This is a genomic window from Nocardia altamirensis NBRC 108246 (genome assembly GCF_001612685.1).
Classification (GTDB): Bacteria; Actinomycetota; Actinomycetes; order Mycobacteriales; family Mycobacteriaceae; genus Nocardia; species Nocardia altamirensis.
The window spans coordinates 1-17,343 of sequence record NZ_BDAY01000118.1 but is presented as its reverse complement, the minus strand read 5'-3'; the positions used below and the strand labels follow the sequence as shown (position 1 = coordinate 17,343).

16 protein-coding genes are annotated in these 17,343 nt (G+C 66.1%); 6 read left to right on the top strand and 10 right to left on the bottom strand.

The genetic code is table 11. The features are described from left to right. Positions 1 to 139: 139 nt before the first annotated feature. Both NA11_RS41125 and NA11_RS41120 read right to left on the bottom strand, forming a co-directional pair. On the bottom strand, positions 140 to 1,714 hold the full coding sequence (locus tag NA11_RS41125) for a Na+/H+ antiporter (protein ID WP_069167536.1): 1,575 nt from the start codon (positions 1,712 to 1,714) through the stop codon (positions 140 to 142). A gap of 31 nt (positions 1,715 to 1,745) precedes the next feature. Further along, complete coding sequence (locus NA11_RS41120) at positions 1,746 to 2,333, bottom strand: GNAT family N-acetyltransferase (protein WP_069167535.1); 588 nt, start codon at positions 2,331 to 2,333, stop codon at positions 1,746 to 1,748. Positions 2,334 to 2,790: 457 nt separating this feature from the next. Between NA11_RS41120 and NA11_RS41115 the strand changes: the two genes are divergently transcribed. Beyond that, complete coding sequence (locus NA11_RS41115; protein ID WP_069167534.1) at positions 2,791 to 3,891, top strand: glutamate--cysteine ligase 2; 1,101 nt, start codon at positions 2,791 to 2,793, stop codon at positions 3,889 to 3,891. Between the two features lie 22 nt (positions 3,892 to 3,913). Here the strand turns inward: NA11_RS41115 and NA11_RS41110 are convergent, their stop codons facing one another. After that, on the bottom strand, positions 3,914 to 4,288 hold the full coding sequence (locus tag NA11_RS41110; RefSeq protein ID WP_069167533.1) for a VOC family protein: 375 nt from the start codon (positions 4,286 to 4,288) through the stop codon (positions 3,914 to 3,916). A 166-nt stretch (positions 4,289 to 4,454) separates the two neighbouring features. On the opposite strand from NA11_RS41110, the gene NA11_RS41105 reads away from it, so the two are divergent. Beyond that, a complete protein-coding gene (locus NA11_RS41105) occupies positions 4,455 to 5,279 on the top strand; it encodes an SAM-dependent methyltransferase (RefSeq protein WP_069167532.1) in 825 nt (274 codons plus the stop codon). A gap of 58 nt (positions 5,280 to 5,337) precedes the next feature. Here NA11_RS41105 and NA11_RS41100 read toward each other — a convergent pair whose 3' ends face one another. The 6 genes from NA11_RS41100 to NA11_RS41075 are packed head-to-tail and all read right to left on the bottom strand — an operon-like array spanning position 5,338 to position 10,556. Beyond that, complete coding sequence (locus NA11_RS41100) at positions 5,338 to 6,567, bottom strand: cytochrome P450 family protein (protein ID WP_069167531.1); 1,230 nt, start codon at positions 6,565 to 6,567, stop codon at positions 5,338 to 5,340. Positions 6,568 to 6,577: 10 nt separating this feature from the next. Then, a complete protein-coding gene (locus tag NA11_RS41095) occupies positions 6,578 to 7,822 on the bottom strand; it encodes a cytochrome P450 family protein (protein WP_069167530.1) in 1,245 nt (414 codons plus the stop codon). Then, positions 7,819 to 8,424 (bottom strand): GTP-binding protein, encoded by a 606-nt coding sequence (locus NA11_RS41090; RefSeq protein ID WP_069167529.1) that lies wholly within the window; start codon positions 8,422 to 8,424, stop codon positions 7,819 to 7,821. The genes NA11_RS41095 and NA11_RS41090 overlap by 4 nt, the downstream gene beginning before the upstream one ends. Beyond that, positions 8,399 to 8,749, bottom strand: a complete 351-nt coding sequence (locus NA11_RS41085; protein WP_069167528.1) for a DUF742 domain-containing protein — start codon at positions 8,747 to 8,749, stop codon at positions 8,399 to 8,401. The genes NA11_RS41090 and NA11_RS41085 overlap by 26 nt, the downstream gene beginning before the upstream one ends. Next, entirely contained in the window at positions 8,746 to 9,171 is a 426-nt protein-coding gene (locus tag NA11_RS41080; protein ID WP_069167527.1) for a roadblock/LC7 domain-containing protein, read from the bottom strand. Before NA11_RS41080 ends, NA11_RS41085 begins: the two co-directional genes overlap by 4 nt. After that, positions 9,171 to 10,556, bottom strand: coding sequence for an ATP-binding protein (locus tag NA11_RS41075; protein WP_069167526.1), 1,386 nt, complete (start codon positions 10,554 to 10,556; stop codon positions 9,171 to 9,173). The genes NA11_RS41080 and NA11_RS41075 overlap by 1 nt, the downstream gene beginning before the upstream one ends. A gap of 743 nt (positions 10,557 to 11,299) precedes the next feature. Here NA11_RS41075 and NA11_RS41070 point away from each other — a divergent pair. After that, on the top strand, positions 11,300 to 11,731 hold the full coding sequence (locus NA11_RS41070; protein ID WP_069167525.1) for a type II toxin-antitoxin system Rv0910 family toxin: 432 nt from the start codon (positions 11,300 to 11,302) through the stop codon (positions 11,729 to 11,731). A 28-nt stretch (positions 11,732 to 11,759) separates the two neighbouring features. Here NA11_RS41070 and NA11_RS41065 read toward each other — a convergent pair whose 3' ends face one another. Next, the gene (locus NA11_RS41065; protein ID WP_069167524.1) at positions 11,760 to 12,698 is read right to left on the bottom strand and encodes a LysR family transcriptional regulator; all 939 of its coding nucleotides are present in this window, start codon (positions 12,696 to 12,698) and stop codon (positions 11,760 to 11,762) included. Between the two features lie 99 nt (positions 12,699 to 12,797). Here NA11_RS41065 and NA11_RS41060 point away from each other — a divergent pair, with 99 nt between their 5' ends. From NA11_RS41060 to NA11_RS41050, 3 genes are read left to right on the top strand one after another with little or no spacing between them, the layout of a single operon-like run. Beyond that, positions 12,798 to 13,904: a tartrate dehydrogenase gene (locus tag NA11_RS41060; RefSeq protein ID WP_069167523.1), complete on the top strand. Its 1,107-nt coding sequence runs from the start codon at positions 12,798 to 12,800 to the stop codon at positions 13,902 to 13,904. Continuing rightward, positions 13,901 to 15,214, top strand: a complete 1,314-nt coding sequence (locus NA11_RS41055) for a 2-hydroxycarboxylate transporter family protein (protein ID WP_069167522.1) — start codon at positions 13,901 to 13,903, stop codon at positions 15,212 to 15,214. Before NA11_RS41060 ends, NA11_RS41055 begins: the two co-directional genes overlap by 4 nt. After that, positions 15,211 to 16,332 carry a glycerate kinase gene (locus NA11_RS41050; protein WP_069167521.1) on the top strand — a complete coding sequence of 374 codons (1,122 nt, stop codon included), beginning with the start codon at positions 15,211 to 15,213 and terminating at the stop codon, positions 16,330 to 16,332. Before NA11_RS41055 ends, NA11_RS41050 begins: the two co-directional genes overlap by 4 nt. Positions 16,333 to 17,343: the final 1,011 nt, after the last annotated feature.

Genomic DNA, 17,343 nt, shown 5'->3' with positions numbered 1-17,343 from the left:
ATGGCCCCACCGGTGGCAGACGTCACTAACAGGGGCAGCCCTGCGACGAACGGCCTTCCAGGAGTGCCGAACTCGCTGATTCGTCGTCTCCGGGAGGTCGATTTCGGCAGTCGACGCGGGACCGACCGCATCGCACGCACTAGGGCGACCGAAGGTCGAGGCGACGCATTACTCGGTCGACCAGGTCCGGTGGCACGCCGTGTTCACGGCGAGCAGCCATGGCCTCGTCCCGCCCTGCGGCCAGGACTTCCTGATTGATGCGGTGCAGTTTGCGGTTGAGGTCGGCGCTGTGTTCGGCGGCGGCTTTCGCCTCGTCGGCGGCTTCGGGATCGGCTCTGGCCAAACGTCTTTCGATGCCGACGTGCAGGCGGTCATAGACCTCGTCGGGAAGGTCCTCCAGGTAGGCGACCTGCTGTAGTCGGGTCAGTTCGGCGCGCAAGATGCGTGTCCAGAGTTGGCGTTCCATCGTGCGTTCGACGTCGGTGTCGGCGCGAACTCCCGTGGCGCGCACCACAAGCGGCAAGGTCGGCCCCTGGATCAGCAACGTGAACAGGACCAAGGCGAAGGCAGTGAACAGGATTCCGCTGCGCCACGGGAAGGGTGCGCCGGACTCGGTGGTCAACGGCACCGCCAAAGCCAAAGCAACCGTGGCGACCCCACGCTGCCCAGCCCACCAGGTGACCACGGTTTCGCGCCAGGTGTATGGCTCGTCGGCCTCGCGCCTGCGCCACCAGCGCCCGAACATCGCCCAGGTCGCAAGCAACCAGATCAGCCGAATACCGACGACCGCACCGATGACCGCGCCCGAAATACCAAGATATTGCGGCCAATCCGGACCCGCATCGCGCAGCACGGTCGCGAGCTCCAACCCGATCAGCCCGAACGCTATTCCGGTGACGAGCATGTCGATGATCGCCCAGAACGAGTCACCGACCAGCCGGTAGTCGCTGCCACCGAAATCGGTGGCCGCATCGGTCAGATACAGCGCGCACACCAGCACCGCGAGCACCGCCGAGCCGCCGAGCGCCTCAGCCAACCGGTAGGCGGCGAACGGCAGCGCCAACCCCAACGCCACCTGCCACGCCGCCTCGTCGAGCCGCCGCATCAGCCAGCTGCCGCACCAGCCGAACACCAGCCCGACCGCGATCCCGACCACCGCGGCGAGCACGAATTCCATTGCCGCCGACCACGCCGAGAACTGCCCGGTGACCACCGCCTGCACCGCGATCCCGTACAGCACGATCGCGGTGACATCGTTGAACAGTCCCTCCCCCTCCAGCACCGCGACGAGCCTGCGCGGCAACCCGAGCCGCCCGGCCAACGCACCGACGGCCACCGGGTCCGGCGGGGCGACCAGCGCGCCGAGGACGAACGCGACGGCCAGCGGCACCGCCGGATGCCACAGATGCGTCACCACCGCCACCACCGCCGCGGTCACCACCACGAGCCCGATGGCCTGCAGCGCGATCGCACCCCAGTTCTGCGCGAAGGTGCGCCACGAGGTGCGGCGGGCCGCCGCGTACAGCAGCGGCGGAAGCAGCAGCGGCAGAATGAGATCCGGCGCGACCCGCACATCGGGCACCGCCGGGATCAGCGCGAGCGCACACCCGAACACTGTCATCAGGACGGCCGGAGCTATCCCGAGCCGACGACCGAGCGGCTGGGCCAGGATCGTGCCGAACAGCACGAGAAACGGCAGTTCCAGATGATTCACGCCCACTTAGTGTGCCGCGCGGGCCTGTGATTTACCGAAGCAATTGCTGATGATCGCGCGTGCGATTCGCGGGCAGCGCCATCCAGTCGGCCCTGGTGAGCTCGTACTCGACCTCGCCGTGCTCGGTGCCGGGCAGCGGATCCTCGAAGTGCAGGTGAAAGGTCCGCAGATAGCGCAGGCCGGCCTTCTCCAGCACCCGCCGCGAGGCGCCGTTGACCGCCATGGTCTGGGCCCACACCCGCTCGACACCGAGTTCGGTGAACGCTGTCCGGAGCAACGCCCGCGCTCCCTCGGTGGCGTACCCCCGGCCCCACACCGACGACTCGAGCCGATACCCGAGTTCCACTTCGGCGACGCCCCCGTCCTCGGGTGGCTGCAACGCGAGCCAACCCACGAACCGTCCGCTGGCTCGCTCGATGGCGGCCCATCGCCCCGCCGGACCCCGCTCGTAGTCTCGCAGGATCCGGGGCAACACCTCGTCCTCGATCTCGCTGCGCGGCGTGGGCTCGCCGGTGAGGTACCGCATCACCTCGAGGTCGCTGTCCAACTCGACCAACAGGTCGACGTCGTCCTCGGTGAATCGGCGCAGCGTCAGCCGTTCGGTATCCAGCACGTCCACCAGCGAATTCTCCGATCAGAGTGTGGCCGTTCGCATTCTGTCGGTAACCGGCCGCACCCGTCGAGCTCTTTTCCGCCGCTGGCAGCCGATCAGAACTCGGCGCCCATCTGGAGACCCGCCGCACACGCAGGCGCAAGCTGACAGCGCGGTGAACGAGGTGTCCTCCCGACGTCCGGGCGATCAGCGTTTGGCGCCGCCGATACTGCGGCAATCTGAGCCTACGATGCAGTTCCCTGAGTGGTGGAAGGAGAATTCCGATGATTATCGGCACGATCAGCCACTGGGTTCGTCTCATGCTAGACGTGATCGGCATCTGAACCCGGCGAGCAGTTAGACACACGTGTGGCACACCGCACCGCGGGACGTCCCGGTCCCGCGGTGCTTGCACTCCCCCGCCGCTCGGGAACTGTTCGTCGGCACAACGCGTACGACCTCCTCCGCTGGGTAATCCACTGCCATGCAGGCCGACTCGGCGACCGTCGGCGTCGAGGAGGAATTCATCCTCACCGATCCCGAAACCGGTGCCCCCGTTCCGAAGAATGTCGAGGTCGCCAGGACCGCGGCCGAGCTGGGCATCGATCTGCAGCTCGAGCTCACCCGCTGCCAGGTGGAAACCAGCACCGGCGTGCACACCGACTCCGCCGCACTGGCGGCCGAACTGCGCGATCTGCGGTGCAGGATCGCCGGATGTGCGGAGAAGAACGGCGTCCAACTTCTCGCGGCGGCCATCCCGCCGACCGTGCCCGACCAGTTCCCGGTCACCGATACGCCGCGCTATCAACGGATCGCCGCGGCCTACGGCATGCTCGCCCACGAGCAAGGGCTGTGCGGCTGCCACGTGCATGTCGCGGTGCCCGATCGCGAAACCGCGGTGCTCGTCGGCAATTATCTCCGGCCGTGGCTGCCGCTTTTCCTTGCGCTCACCGCCAATTCGGCGATCTATCGCGGCGTCGACACCGGCTACGCGAGTTGGCGCAGCGTCCTCTGGCGGCGCTGGCCGAGTGCGGGCCCGCCGCCGTACTTCGGCAGTTTGGCCGAGTACCAGGCGATGGTCGAGATGATGCAGTCGAGCGGCAGCATCCTCGACAAGAAGATGGTCTACTGGGATGTCCGCCCGTCCATGGCCTTTCCCACCGTCGAGGTCCGGGTCAGCGATGTCCCCGCAACGATCGAGGAGACGGTGCTGCTCGCGACCCTGGTGCGGGCGACGGTGATGACAGCCCGAACATCCTTGGCGCGCAACATCGCTCCGCCCAGCGTCGGCACCGAGGTGTTGCACGCCGCGTATTGGAAGGCGGCACGCAGTGGGCTCAACGGCGACGCGGTCGATCCGGTGCGCGGCCGCATCGTTCCGGTGACCGACCTGCTGACCGAGCTCGTCGATTACGTCGGCCCCGCCCTCGACGAGCTCGGCGATCGGCGCTTGGTCACCGACTCCCTCGCCACGACGCTGGCGCGGGGCAACGGAGCGATGCGTCAGCTCAACACCTTTCGGGTCCGCCGCGAGGCCGTCGACGTTGTCGCGGAGCTGGCCGCCGCCACGTTGGAAGGCTGCTGAGCGTCACGGCTCGCGCCGGTCCTTACAACCACATCAGACAGAAGATGTGCCCGACCGGATCGCGGTAGACGCGAAATTGATCATTGTCGTTGGGCTGCACCAGCGTTGCGCCGAGCGCAAGCGCCTTCGGCTCGGCCTCCTCGATGTCATCGACCAGCACATCGAGGTGAATCTGTTGCGACGCTTCGGGATCGGGGAACCGCGGCGGCTTGTACTCCGGTGCCAGCTGGAAGGCGAGGCGCCTGCCGTCACCGTCGACGATGACCACCCAGGTTTCTTCCTCGTCCGAGAACATGTCGGCGCCGAGCAGTCCGAGGTAGAACTGCGCGAGCTTGCGCGGCTCCGGGCAATCGAGCACTACGCTGCGTAGCCTGCCAACGCCACCGGTTGATGTCATGCGAACCTCCTTCGAATCCGGACTCTTCCTCGCGTACCCGAAGCTACCGCAGGCAAACCGTGAAACATGTTGTGGTCACATGTGTCTCGCCGCCGAAGCACGCACTCACGCAGGCACGGCCTCCTACGATGGAAGCCATACTGTCCACGGAGGAGGGGGATCCGAGATGACCGACCTGTCACACGTCATCGATCAATCCACGCCCAGCATCGCCAGGGTGTACGACTACCTCCTCGGCGGCAAGGACAACTTCGTCGTCGACCGGGAGATCGGCGACCACTTCAAGAACAACCTCCCCGGCTCGGTGGCCATCGCCTTCACCAACCGGCAGGCGCTCGTGCGCGCCGTCCGCGATATCGCCCGCGACGGCATCCGCCAGTTCGTCGACCTCGGCAGCGGAATGCCCACCGCCGACAACGTGCACCAGGTCGCCAAACGCCACCTCCCCGATGCCACAGTGGCCTACGTCGACAACGACCCCATCGTGCTCGCGCACGGCCGCGCACTGCTGGCGACCGACGCGCACACCACGGTCTTCCAAGCCGATCTCCGTGACCCGCCGTCGATTCGGGAAAACCCCGAGGTCGTCAAGATGATCGACTTCGATCAGCCGGTCGCGGTCATCTTCAGCGCGATCCTGCATCACCTCAACGACGACGAGGACCCGGCCGGGGTGGTGCGCTACTGGTCCGAGCAACTCGCGCCGGGCAGCCGGGTGTACATCTCGCACTTCCGGTCCGGCCACAACGCGGAGACCACGGCTGCCGAACAGAAGCTGCAGTCCACCTTCGGGCGCGGCCGCTGGCGCACCGACGAGGAAATCGCGGCGTTGTTCGGCGATCTCGAGATCGTCGACCCCGGCATCGCCCCCTGCGCGCACTGGCGCCCGGATCCGGCGCCCGCCGACGGCACCCCGGCGATCGGGGTGAGCGACCGCGAGCTGTCGGTCTGGGAACAGCTCATCGTCGCCGGGCTGGCTCGAAAGAACTAGCGCGGCACAGACATTCGAAAGGGGCGCCCGTAACGGACGCCCCCTGCACGATGCCGGACTACTGCACGGGCTCCAGGATCACCGGCAAGGTCCGGTGACCGTTCGAGATGAAGCTGACCACGGTCCCCAGCTCCGCCGGGTCCGCCGCCAGCCGCATGTTCGGGAAGCGCTCGAAGATGGCAGGCAGTGCGACCGCCGCCTCCAGCCTGGCCAGCGGCGAACCGAGGCAGTGATGCACGCCGTGCCCGAAAGCCAAGTGGTCCTTGGTCAATCGGGTCACGTCGAATTCGTCGGCGGTGTCGCCGTGCATCTTCGGATCCCGGTTGGCCGCCGCATAGGACGCGAGAATCGGCTCACCCTTGGCGATGTGGACACCCTCGATGTCGATGTCGTCGACGGCGAATCGCAACGGCAGGTGCGCGACCGGCGCCTCGAACCGCAACGACTCCTCGATCAGATCCGACCAGCCCACCTCGCCCTTCAGCACGATGTCGCGCTGCTCGGGCCTGGTGACCATCGCATAGATCGCCTGGTCGAGCAGATTGACGGTGGTCTCGTGCCCCGCGCTGATGACGAGCAGCAGCGTGTCGATGAGTTCCTGCTCGGTCAGCTGCGAACCGTCGTCCTCGTCCCGGTGCGTGATGAGCAGGCTCGTCATGTCGTCGCCGGGATGCTCGCGGCGGAAGGCGACCAACTCGGCCAGGATGCGGTACATCTCCATGTAGTTGGCCTGCGACTCCTCCGGGCCGAGCGAGGTGTCGAAGATGCCGTCGACGCACCGGCGCAGCCCGGGGTTCAACGATTCCGGCACGCCCATCAGCTCGGAGATGACCTGGATCGGCAGCGGGTAGGCGAAACCCTCACGCAGGTCGACGACTTCGCCCGCCGGGACGGCGGCGAGCGAGGCGATCAGCCGCTCGGTGATGGCGTCGATGCGGGGGCGCATCGCCTCGGTGCGGCGATGGGTGAACGCGGGCGCGACCAGCTTGCGCAGTCGGCGATGGTCAGCGCCGTAGGCGGTGAACATGTTGTTCACCGCCACCCACAGGAACAGCGGCCAGTCCTGCGGCACTTCACCTTTGGCGAAGGCAGGCCAGTGCTGCCTGGCATCTTTGGAGACCCGTGGATCGACGAGCAGCCGCTTGAGCAGATCGGCGTCCGTGATGGACCACGCCTGCACACCTCCCGGCAGCGCCACCGGAGTCGCTGGTCCGCGTTCGCGTAAGCGGGCGGCCTCACCTTGAATATCGGTACCCGTGGGGTCCAGGACTAGCGGCTCGGTGTCCATCGGAGTCTCCTTAAAACACGTGTAGCGGTGGTGACTTAGGAAATGCTACGGGGAGGGAGACGAGCGCGCGATGGAAAGGACCTGGCCGCCAAGTCAATTCATGGACAGCAACTGCGAGTGTCAATTCGGGCAATGCATCCAGCAATTGATCGATGGCATCCTGCACAATCAGCAGCGCCATCGATCGTGCCGGACAGGCGTGCGGGCCGACGCCCCACGCCAAATGTGAACGGTTGGCTACATATTCGCCCGCGTTGACCGCGGGGTCGTTGTTGCAGCCCGCCATGCTGATCACCACCGGGTGGTGCGCAGGCAGCCAGACGCCGTCGATCAAGATCGGCTGCTTCGGGTAGGAGACACAGTAATTCGCCATCGGCGGGTCGGTGAACAACACCTCGTCGAGCGCATCCCGCGTCGAAAGACTGCCGCCCAGAACGCTTCCCGCGAAGCGGTCGTCGGTGAGCATCAGCAGCAGCGTGTTGATGATCAGGTTCAGCTGCGGCTCGATCCCCGCACCGTAGAGGGTGGCCAGTTGATGGATCATCTCTGCGTCGTCGAGCTTGGCCGGATGGGCAATCAACCGCGAGGTGATGTCGTTGCCTGGATCTTTGCGCCGCAGGGTGACCAGCTCGAACAGCGCGTCGGTGAGCATCGCGTTGCCCTTCTCCGCGTTGACGCCCTCGAAGATCGCGGCCATGCCGGTGGCGACCTGCTGGCCGATATCGGGCGGGCAGCCGAGCGTCGCGTTGAGCACCGCGAAGGTAAGCGGAAAGGCGTACTGGCTGATCAGGTCTGCCGCGCCGTCCTCGCAGAAGGCATTGATCAACGGGATGGCGATCTGCTCGACGGTCGCGTGCAACGAGTACAGGTCGACGTCGGCAACGGCAGACACATTGGCCTGCCGGTAGCGGCTGTGTTCCAGGCCCGCGCTGCGCAGCGCGTTCGGCCGCCACTCCAGCATCGGCAGGATCGGGCACTCACCGGGAATGTTCTTCTGCCAGGTGCGCGGGTCGGCCGGGAAGTGCTCGGGGTCATTGAGGATGCGCAGCGCGGTGTGATAGCCGATCACCAGCGTCGCAGGCACGCCGGGCGATAGTTCCACCGGCGCCAACGAGCCGTATTTGCGGCGCATCTCGCGGTAGGCGCGATGCGGATCCGCGGCATGTTCCTCGGTGTACAGCGGCACCCGTGGGCCGTCGTTGTCGATCGGGGAACCATGCTGAACGGGGCAGGAATGGGCCGGTGGGGTACTCAAAGACGTGACTCCTGACGCTGGAACAGGAATTCGACGAGCGTGATCAGTGACCGCAAGCACGTGCCCCGGTCACGTGCGTCGAGATTGGTGAGCGGGGTATCGGCAGCGAGGTCCAAGGCGTCGCGGACCTCGTCGAGCGGATAGTTTCTGGCGCCTTCGAATTGGTTGACGGCCACCGAATACGGCACACCGCGCTCCTCGAGCACCGAGAGCACCTCATCGGACTTCTCGATGCGCCTGGTATCCACCAGCACCAGCGCACCGAGTGCGCCGCGGGCCAGCTCTTCCCACAGCGGAACGAACCGCTGCTGGCCCGGCGTGCCGAACAGATAGAGCGCCAGTTTCGGACTGAGCGTGATGCGACCGAAGTCCATCGCGACGGTCGTCTGGTATTTGCCCGGCAGACCGGCCATGTCGTCGACACCGACGCTGGCCTCGGTGATCGTCTCCTCCGTGCGCAGCGGCTTGATCTCCGAGACGCTGCTCACGAAGGTCGTCTTGCCGACCCCGAAATTGCCTGCCACCAACAGCTTTACGGAACGGGTAACGGTCTCCGGCACATAGTCGACTGCACGATCAGACGGCGAGAGCACGGAGCCCATTGAGTACCTCCTCCAGCAGAGCGATCTCCGGCAGGTGCTCTGCCGGCGTAGGCGTGACTAAATGTCCGCTGTCCATCAGATCAGCCACCACGATCTTGACAACGGACGGCGGTAGATCGAGGTACGCGGCGATCTCGGCGACCGACAGCGTGCCCTGGCGGCTGCAGAGCGTGATGACCCGGCGTGCATCGGGAGCGGTACCCGGCAGCGGGTCCTTTGCCGCGCGGACCAAAGTGACAAGGTCCAGTTCGCGGGTGGGACGGGTCCGGCCCCCGGTACGCACGTACGCCCGAACCAAATCGGGATCACGCCGGGAACGGGTCATGTCAGGTCGCCACCATCAACCCGTCGACGTGGCTCGCTACCCATCTCGTGTCCGACACGGCCTGCGAGTTCGTTCATCCGGTGCGCGATGAGTGCCACGTCGATGTCCGGGGTGGTCGCGACGCCGAGCAGCGCGCCCTCCCCCGCGGCGGTGATCAGGATCATGCCCTGGTCGTACTCGGTCATGTTCTGCCGCACGCCGTTATCGCCGGTGCCGCAGAATTCGCCGAGCGCCTTGCCGAGGGAACGCAGGCCGGAGGCGGCGGCGGAGAACCGCTCGGCTTGGTCGCGCTCGATGCCCGCCGAATGCGCGATGCGCAGCCCGTCCTCGGACAGGAGCACCGAGAATCTGACACCGGGCACATTGAGGTCTTCGAGTAGCCAGCCCAGTTTGTTGCTGCTGTCGGTCACGGGTGTGGCCATCAGGGGTTCGTCCCTTCCGTGTGATCGGACTCATCGGCGGCGGCGCGGCCGCTCTGGGAACCGGTGTGCCAGGCGGCGGCGACATCGGGCCGAGCCATGCCCGGCTCGGTGCGCGGACCGACCGGGGCGAGCGCGACGGCCCGGCGGCGCCGCTTGGGCAGGCCACCATCGGTGATCTCGTGCACGGCGAATTGCTCACTCTCGCTTGGCTCTTCGCGCGGCGGTTCGCTCACGGGGGCCGGCTCGGGAGCAGGTTCGGCGACGGGTGGTTTCTCCAGCGCAGGCGTGACCTCCTGGCTCGGCGGCGCGGTCATCAGCAGCGCCTCGGGGATGTAGACCATCGCCCGCATGCCGCCGTAGACGTTCGGCCCATCGATGTAGACGGTGAAGCCGTAGCGGCGGGCCAGCGCGGCGATGCCGGGGAAACCGACCTTGGGTGACGGGCCGAGCTGGTGGATGTCGACCGAGCGCTCGTGCGCGAGCACCTGCCTGGCCTCCTCCATCTGCTCGGCGTTCATCCGCACGCCCGCGTCGTCGATGATCACGGTGACGCCGTGATGGCCCTCTTGGAAGCTGACGTCCACGTAGGAGGTCGGCGGCGAGTAGCGCAGCGCGTTGTCGAGCAGGGTCGCCAGCGTGTGCACGAGCGGCTCGACCGCGCGGCTGATCACGACCCGGTCCAGCTGGTTGGGGCGCACCCGGAGGTAGTCACGGACTCGGCCGGTCGCGCCGCCGACGACGTCGGTGAGCGACTGGGCGGGCCAGCGCCTACCCGGCAGGCCACCACAGACGATCACGTAGGACTGCGCCTGCCGGATCATCTGCTGCACAGTGTGGTCGATGCGCGTGAGGGTTTCGTATACCTCGTCCTTGCGGTGCTCGCGCAGCGCGGCGCTCACCACCTGGCCGACGTCGGCGCCGAGACTGACCACCGAGGTGCCGAACGAGCGGACCGCCGCACTGGTCGCCTGCCGCGACGCGGAGGACACCTCGCCGCGGACCTTCTCCTCGGCGGCGCCGATCGCCTGCTGCGCTTCGCGATTGGCCAGTTCCCTGGTCTCGGAGCGGAGCAGGCTCAGGTCGTCGGCGTACCGTTCGGCGATCCAGCGCAACATCTGGGCCAGCCGGGAATTCTCCAGCGCCTGCGGGACCTCTACCACGGGCGCGCTGCTGTCGTAGCGTCTGATCGCCTCCGCGACCGCGGGTAGCGTGGTCGTGGCGAAGCGCTCGACGGCTTCCTCGGTGGCTCGTTGCTCTCTACTGAGGGCTTCGGCTTTGGCTCGCTGCTGTTTCGCATACTGGGCTGCGTAGAACGCCACCGCTACCGCTACCAACAGCGCGGCGGCCAGGATCCATGAAAGCACCACGGCGATATCTTGATTCATCAGTTCTTTCGTCGTCGATTGGCGCCGAGGAATCGACTCTCCGTCATCGTGCTTCGTCTCGCCTTCCTCGCGACGCCGACCATGCACAACCCTGGTCGGATCTGGTCCACGTCGGAGGTCCGGAGACCCGACGTAGCCGCGAGGTCGGCCAGGCCGTACCTCACAGTGCCGACGGGGCAGGCGATTCCATGTTTGATCGCCAACCGCACGGATCGTGTCCGAACGGTTACCAGAACCCGACGTCCCGACATTAGCAGCAATGCAACCGTGTCTTGCCAAATCCACATACATGATTGCGTTTGCGCACCGACAGATGACGTTCGCCGCCGAATGCGGAATAATGCTGCGCCGCTATCGATCACGATCGCTTGCCGCACGGTGACCAGCGGCATTCCGACAACCCGGGCAGAGGACACATCATCGGATCTATTCGCGGTTCGACACCATCCGTACATCCTTGTCAACCACGCCTATCTCGGCTCGGCCACGAAACAGGATGACCGGTAGGAACATTCGCGACGGTTCCGACCGGAAGTTTGCTGGACCGTCCAGTTCGGTCCCGATAATGCTGTCCGCGAACCACATTCATCTCTATGGTTGTTGACTTCGGCGAGGTTGCCGGTTGATCGCCGGACTGTTCGGTCGGCTTCCTCCGATGGCAGTCCGCAGTTCCCAGCTCAGGGAAGCCGCGGGACGCCGGGCGCCGACTGGGGAGAACCGCCGGTACCGGATACTATGCGGCCATGGCAAAGCTGAAGGTGTCCGTCGACGTGCCGCTCTCACCCGAAGACGCGTGGTCGCACACATCCAATCTGGCCGACCTCGACAAGTGGCTCACGATGCACGAGGCCTGGCGCAGCGAGATCCCCGCACAGCTCACCGTCGGCACCCAGCTCATCGGCGTCGCCTCGGTGAAAGGGCTGCGCAACCGGGTGACCTGGACGGTCAAGGCGGCCGATGCGCCGCGGCGGCTCGCGCTCACCGGCGCGGGCAAGGGCGGCACCAAGCTCGGCCTCGAACTGCTCGTCGCCCCGAAGGGCACCGGCTCGGAAGTGACCGTCGACATCGAGCTCGGCGGCAGGCCGCTGTTCGGGCCGATCGGCGCGGGCGTAGCGCGCGCGGTGAAGGGCGATATCGAGCGATCCCTGGACAAGTTCGTCGCGCTGTACGCCTGACCGAGCACGGCAGGTCGAGCCCGTCGGCTCAACCTGCCGCTTCGGTGATGCGACGGCCGAGGCCCGCCTTCAGATGATCGATCACGGCCCTGGTTCGGCGCGGCAGCGGTGCCGTTGCCGCGTACACCGCGAAGATATCCGCGCTCGGGGTCGCCAGCTCAGGCAGCACCTGGACCAGTGAGCCGTCCCGCAGCAGCGGATCGACGTGCCAGCGTGAGCGCATCACCAGCCCGCGGCCCTCCAGGCACCAGCGGGTGATCACGTCGCCGTCGTTGCTAGTCAGATTGCCTGCCACTCGAACGGCGATCTCCTTGCCCGCGCTCTCGAAACGCCACAGCGCATAGTCGGACTCGTTCTCGCGCAGCACGATGCAGTTGTGTTCTTCGAGGTCTTTGACCGTCGCGGGGATTCCGTTGCGCCGCACGTACTCCGGTGACGCGCACACCACCCGCTGATTGACCCACAGCCTGGTCGCGGTCAGTCGCGAGTCCTGGAGCGCGCCGACCCTGATCCCGATGTCGAACCCGCTGCCGGCGATATGCAGTGGCACCGCCGAAAGATCAAGGTCCACCTGCACTTTGGGCTGGCGCTCCACGAAATCGGCTACCAGCGGCGCGATATGGGCCCGGCCGAGGCCGATCGTCGACCGGATATGCACCCGCCCGCGCAAGTCGTGGCGCTGCTCCGCGATCGAATCCTCCAGCTCCTCCAGCTGCGCGGCGATCACCGCGGCCCCCGCCGCGTAGCGCTCCCCCTCCGGCGTCAACGTCAGCCGCCGCGTGCTGCGTTGCACCAGCACCACACCGAGCCGCGCCTCCATCTGGGCGAGCCGCTTGCTCACCGACGACACCGAGACGCCGAACTGCATGGCCGCCTCGGTCAGGCTGCGCGAACGGGCGACGATATCGAAAAACGACACATCGTCGGTGGACGCACCGTACACGGCGACCTCCTCGTCCTTTTCCATTCCGGAAAGAGTCTCTTGCGCGCTCCGTGCTTTTGCCGCGGAATATCCGAGCCTACCGTTGAGAACTACCCGCTACCAAGAAGATCGGAGCACGCGACGATGGGTGCCACTCACCGAATTGCGGTCATTCCAGGCGACGGCATCGGCAAGGAAGTCGTGCCGCAAGGAATTCAAGTATTGTCGGCCGCGGCCGCCGCCTTCGACTTCACCCTCGATATCACCGAGTTCGATTTCGCGAGCGCCGACTATTACACGGCCAACGGCACCATGCTGCCGGACGGCTGGTTCGACGGACTGGCCGCGTTCGACGCGCTGTTCTTCGGCGCCGTCGGCTGGCCGGAAGTGGTGCCGGACCACATCTCACTATGGGGCAGCCTGCTGCAGTTCCGGCGGCACTTCGACCAGTACGTCAGCCTGCGGCCGGTCCGGCTGTTGCCGGGCATCAGCAGCCCGCTGGCCGGCCGCGTGCCGGGTGACGTCGACTTCTATGTGGTCAGAGAGAACACCGAGGGCGAGTACTCGAGCATCGGCGGCAAGATCTTCGAAGGCACCGATCGGGAAACGGTGATCCAGGAGACCGTGATGACCAGAACCGGTGTGGATCGAATTCTGAAGTACGCCTTCGAGCTAGCGCGGCGCAGGCCGAAACGGCACCTCACGTCGGCGACGAAGAGCAACGGCATTTCCATCTCGATGCCCTATTGGGACGAGCGCGTCGCGAACATGGCGGGCGACTATCCCGATGTCGCCGTCGACAAGTATCACATCGATATCTTGACGGCGAATTTCGTGTTGCACCCGGATTGGTTCGACGTGGTGGTGGCCAGCAATCTGTTCGGCGATATCCTCTCCGATCTCGGACCGGCCTGCACCGGCACCATCGGCATCGCGCCGAGCGGAAACATCAACCCTGAGCGCCGGTTCCCGAGCCTGTTCGAGCCGGTGCACGGTTCGGCCCCCGACATCGCAGGACGCGGGATCGCCAACCCGATCGGCCAAATCTGGAGCGGGGCAATGATGCTGGAGCATCTCGGTGAGCAGGCCGCCGCGGCGGCGGTGCTTGCGGCGATCGAAGCGGCACTGGTCCAGGAGAAGTCGGCGATGACGCCGGACATCGGCGGCTCGGGGACTACGGCGTCGTTCGGTGCGCTGGTGCGCGCACAGCTCGAGGCGGCGACCTCGATGAGCGCGGTGAGCCGGTCATGAAACTCGACACCAGGCCCCGGCGCTCGTTTCCGGCGCCCGCGCTCGACGGTATCCCACTGATCGTGCCGATCATCCTCACCACAGGGGTGCTTGTCGCAGGCCTCTTCGAGGCGATACCGCAGAACATGATCGGCGGACTCGCCGTGATCGTCGGGCTCGGCATGCTGCTCGGACCGTTGGGCAATCGGCTGCCGGTCATCTCGAAAATCGGTGGCGGGGCGCTGGTCTGCTTGCTGGTGCCGTCGATTCTGGTGTACCACGGCGCGTTCAACGAGAACACGCTCGACGCGGTCACCGCGTTGATGAAGCAGGCGAACTTCCTGTACTTCGTCATCTGCACGCTGGTCGTCGGCAGCATCCTCGGGATGAACCGAAAGGTGATGATCGGCGGGCTGATCCGCATCTTCCCGCCGCTGGTGCTCGGCACCGCCATCGCGATCGTGGTCGGCGTCGGCGTAGCCATGGCGTTCGGGTACAGCCTGCATCGCGCGCTGTTCTACATCGTGGTGCCGATCATCGGCGGCGGCATCGGCGAAGGCGTCATCCCGCTCTCGTCGGCGTACGCCTCGGCACTGGGCGGGCAGTCGACAAGCTTTGTCGCCGAACTCATTCCGGCCGCGATCATCGGCAATATCGCGGCCGTCATCACCGCGGGCGTCCTGCGCAGGCTTGGCGACCGCAGGCCGCAACTCGACGGCGGCGGCCGATTGGTGAAAGTGCCTGATGCCGAGATCGACTCGGTCACCGCCGCACCGGATCCGCAGGCCGCCACTGCCGTACCGGCACGCAATCACGCCCTCGGCGTGCTCATCATCTGCGGGCTGTTCGTGCTCGCCACGCTACTCGAACACGTGGTGCACCTGCCTGCGCCGGTGCTGGTGATCATCCTGTCGGTGCTCTGCAAGCTGTTCGGCATCTTCCCTGCCGCGGTCGAGGACAGCGTGCGCGGCATGTACACCGTCATCTCGAGACATTTCATCTACCCGACGATGATCGGTCTCGGCCTGCTGTACTTGCCGCTGGAGAGCATCATCGGCGTGCTCTCTGTCGGCTACGTCGCCGCCTGCGTTGCCGTCGTGCTGTCCATGGCCGCCACCGGGTTCTTCGTCGGCCGAGCCATCGGCATGTATCCCGTCGACGCCTCGCTCGTCACCGTGTGCCACAGCGGGCTCGGCGGCACCGGCGACGTCGCCATCCTCTCCGCGTCCCAGCGGATGAACCTGATGCCCTTCGCCCAGATCTCGACCCGCGTCGGCGGCGTCACCACCGTCATCTCAGCCGCCGCACTGATCAAGGTGTGGCAGGCATGAGAGTGCTGATCGCGCCGGACAAGTTCAAGGGCAGCCTGCCCGCCGCCGAGGTCGCCCGGTGTCTTGCCTTGGGGCTCAGCGGTTCCGGAGCCGAATGCCACGAACTGCCGTTGGCCGACGGCGGCGACGGCAGTGTCGAAGCCGCCGTCGCCGCCGGATTCGACGCAGTGTGGATCACGGTTGCGGGTGCAACGGGCACACCCCGCCGCACCCGGATCGCCCTGCGCGGCGACACCGTGGTGATCGAGGTCGCGAACACTTGCGGGCTCGCCACCGCGCCGCTTGGTCGCGGATATCCGCTCGACGCTTCGAGTCTCGGCCTCGGACAGGCACTGCGGCAGGCGATGCGGCTGCATCCACGGCGAATCCTGCTGGCCATGGGCGGCAGCGCGAGCACCGACGCAGGCATGGGTCTGCTCACCGCCCTCGGCTACCGATTCCTCGACGACTGCGGCCGGTTGCTGCCACCGAGCGGACGCGCACTGCTCGACATCGCCACGATCGATTGCGCTGCGGCCGTACGACTTCCAGCCGTCGAACTGGTCGCCGCCTGCGACGTCACCAACCCACTGACCGGCCCCCACGGTGCCGCAGTCGTGTACGGCCCGCAGAAAGGAGCCGATCCGACAGCGGTGCGGCACCTCGATCGCGGCCTCCGCCGAATGGTCGAGGCCCTGTCGGACAACGGCTTTCCCCAGGCATCCACCCTTGCCGAGATCCCTGGTGCCGGCAGCGCAGGCGGCCTCGGTTTCGCCGCCATGCTCCTCGGCGCTCAACTGGTCTCCGGCGCCGACTACTTCCTCGACCTACTCGACTTCGACCACCACCGGATGGCCGCAGACCTGATCGTCACCGGCGAAGGCAGCCTGGACGAACAAACCGGACACGGCAAACTACCCGCCGCCGTCGCCCGCCGCGCAGCCTCGACCCCGGTCATCGCAGTCGCCGGTCGAGTACCCGTTCCACGAAACACCTTGCCCGGCTTCACTGAAGTCCACGCACTCTCCGACTACACCGACCAAAACACCGCCCACAACCCAACCCTCACCGCCGAACTCCTCGTCCACATCGGCCAAACCATCGCGCGCACCCACCCAGCCCAGCCGCTTCAGTCCTGATCTCCACCGTGGGCGTGATGGTCTGCCCGGCGGTGATGACCCCGACCATGACCACAACGATCAGCACTGCCGCGATCGGCACGTTGCCCCAGAAGATCGCCTGCCAATTGACCAGGTGCGTAAGGATTCCGCCGGCGACTATCCAACGCGATGAAAGCTCGCTGCCGCTGCCGGGCGCGAAATAGTGGCGACACCATCACACGGACCAGGTCGTGCCACCATCACCCGAGCCAACAGGCCACACCCATCACACGAACTAACTGGCACCACCACGACACGAGCCCGGGCAACACCATCACGAGGGCCAGCCTCCGCCTTCTCGCTTGCGGTCGAGAGCTGCTTGATCAGTTGCCCCTCTTGGCGTGAGTGAAATGGTTGCTTGCCCTCATTGGCGTGAGTGAAATGGTTGCCGGCCCGTCGGCGTGAGAGAAATGGTTGCCGAGGCTCGTTGGCGTGAGAGAAATGGTTGCCGAACCTGATTGGCGTGAGAGAAGGGGTTGCGACACGTGTCGCGACACGCACCAGTTCTCACGCCAACGCTTCAAGATCGCTTGAAGGTCTCCGAGCGGGACCACCGGCCGATGCCCCGGGGACGGTTGCGAACCCATCGACGGTAGTCATGGTTGCTGATGCTCGTTGGCGGGAGTCTTATGGTGGCAAGACCCGCCGAGACGCCCACCATTCGACTCCCGTCAACTTCCCAAGATCACTTTCCCGCAAGATCTTCGGACCGAACCTCCAAGCCGTGTGCGAGGAACTTGGCGGAGCGCCGAGCCCTGGATCGACGGGAGAGAAATGGTTGCCGGCCTTATCGGCGTGAGAGAAATGGTTGCCCAGCCCTTGTTGACGGGAGAGAAATGGTTGTTGCCCCATCGACGGGAGTGAAATGGTTGATCAACTTCATCGACGGGAGTCAAATGGTTGCAACACACCGCGCGACACGCACCATTTGACTACCGTCGATTTTCTGAATCGCCCCGGGTTTTGTGCTCACTCTCTTTCTTGAGAGGA

Coding starts and splice junctions, on each gene's coding strand:
- NA11_RS41065 (WP_069167524.1), bottom strand. CDS start 12,698: ATGGAAAAGGACGAGGAGGTCGCCGTGTACGGTGCGTCCACCGACGAT.
- NA11_RS41050 (WP_069167521.1), top strand. CDS start 15,211: ATGAGAGTGCTGATCGCGCCGGACAAGTTCAAGGGCAGCCTGCCCGCC.
- NA11_RS41070 (WP_069167525.1), top strand. CDS start 11,300: ATGGCAAAGCTGAAGGTGTCCGTCGACGTGCCGCTCTCACCCGAAGAC.
- NA11_RS41110 (WP_069167533.1), bottom strand. CDS start 4,288: ATGACATCAACCGGTGGCGTTGGCAGGCTACGCAGCGTAGTGCTCGAT.
- NA11_RS41105 (WP_069167532.1), top strand. CDS start 4,455: ATGACCGACCTGTCACACGTCATCGATCAATCCACGCCCAGCATCGCC.
- NA11_RS41090 (WP_069167529.1), bottom strand. CDS start 8,424: ATGGGCTCCGTGCTCTCGCCGTCTGATCGTGCAGTCGACTATGTGCCG.
- NA11_RS41080 (WP_069167527.1), bottom strand. CDS start 9,171: ATGGCCACACCCGTGACCGACAGCAGCAACAAACTGGGCTGGCTACTC.
- NA11_RS41075 (WP_069167526.1), bottom strand. CDS start 10,556: ATGAATCAAGATATCGCCGTGGTGCTTTCATGGATCCTGGCCGCCGCG.
- NA11_RS41085 (WP_069167528.1), bottom strand. CDS start 8,749: ATGACCCGTTCCCGGCGTGATCCCGATTTGGTTCGGGCGTACGTGCGT.
- NA11_RS41055 (WP_069167522.1), top strand. CDS start 13,901: ATGAAACTCGACACCAGGCCCCGGCGCTCGTTTCCGGCGCCCGCGCTC.
- NA11_RS41060 (WP_069167523.1), top strand. CDS start 12,798: ATGGGTGCCACTCACCGAATTGCGGTCATTCCAGGCGACGGCATCGGC.
- NA11_RS41100 (WP_069167531.1), bottom strand. CDS start 6,567: ATGGACACCGAGCCGCTAGTCCTGGACCCCACGGGTACCGATATTCAA.
- NA11_RS41115 (WP_069167534.1), top strand. CDS start 2,791: ATGCAGGCCGACTCGGCGACCGTCGGCGTCGAGGAGGAATTCATCCTC.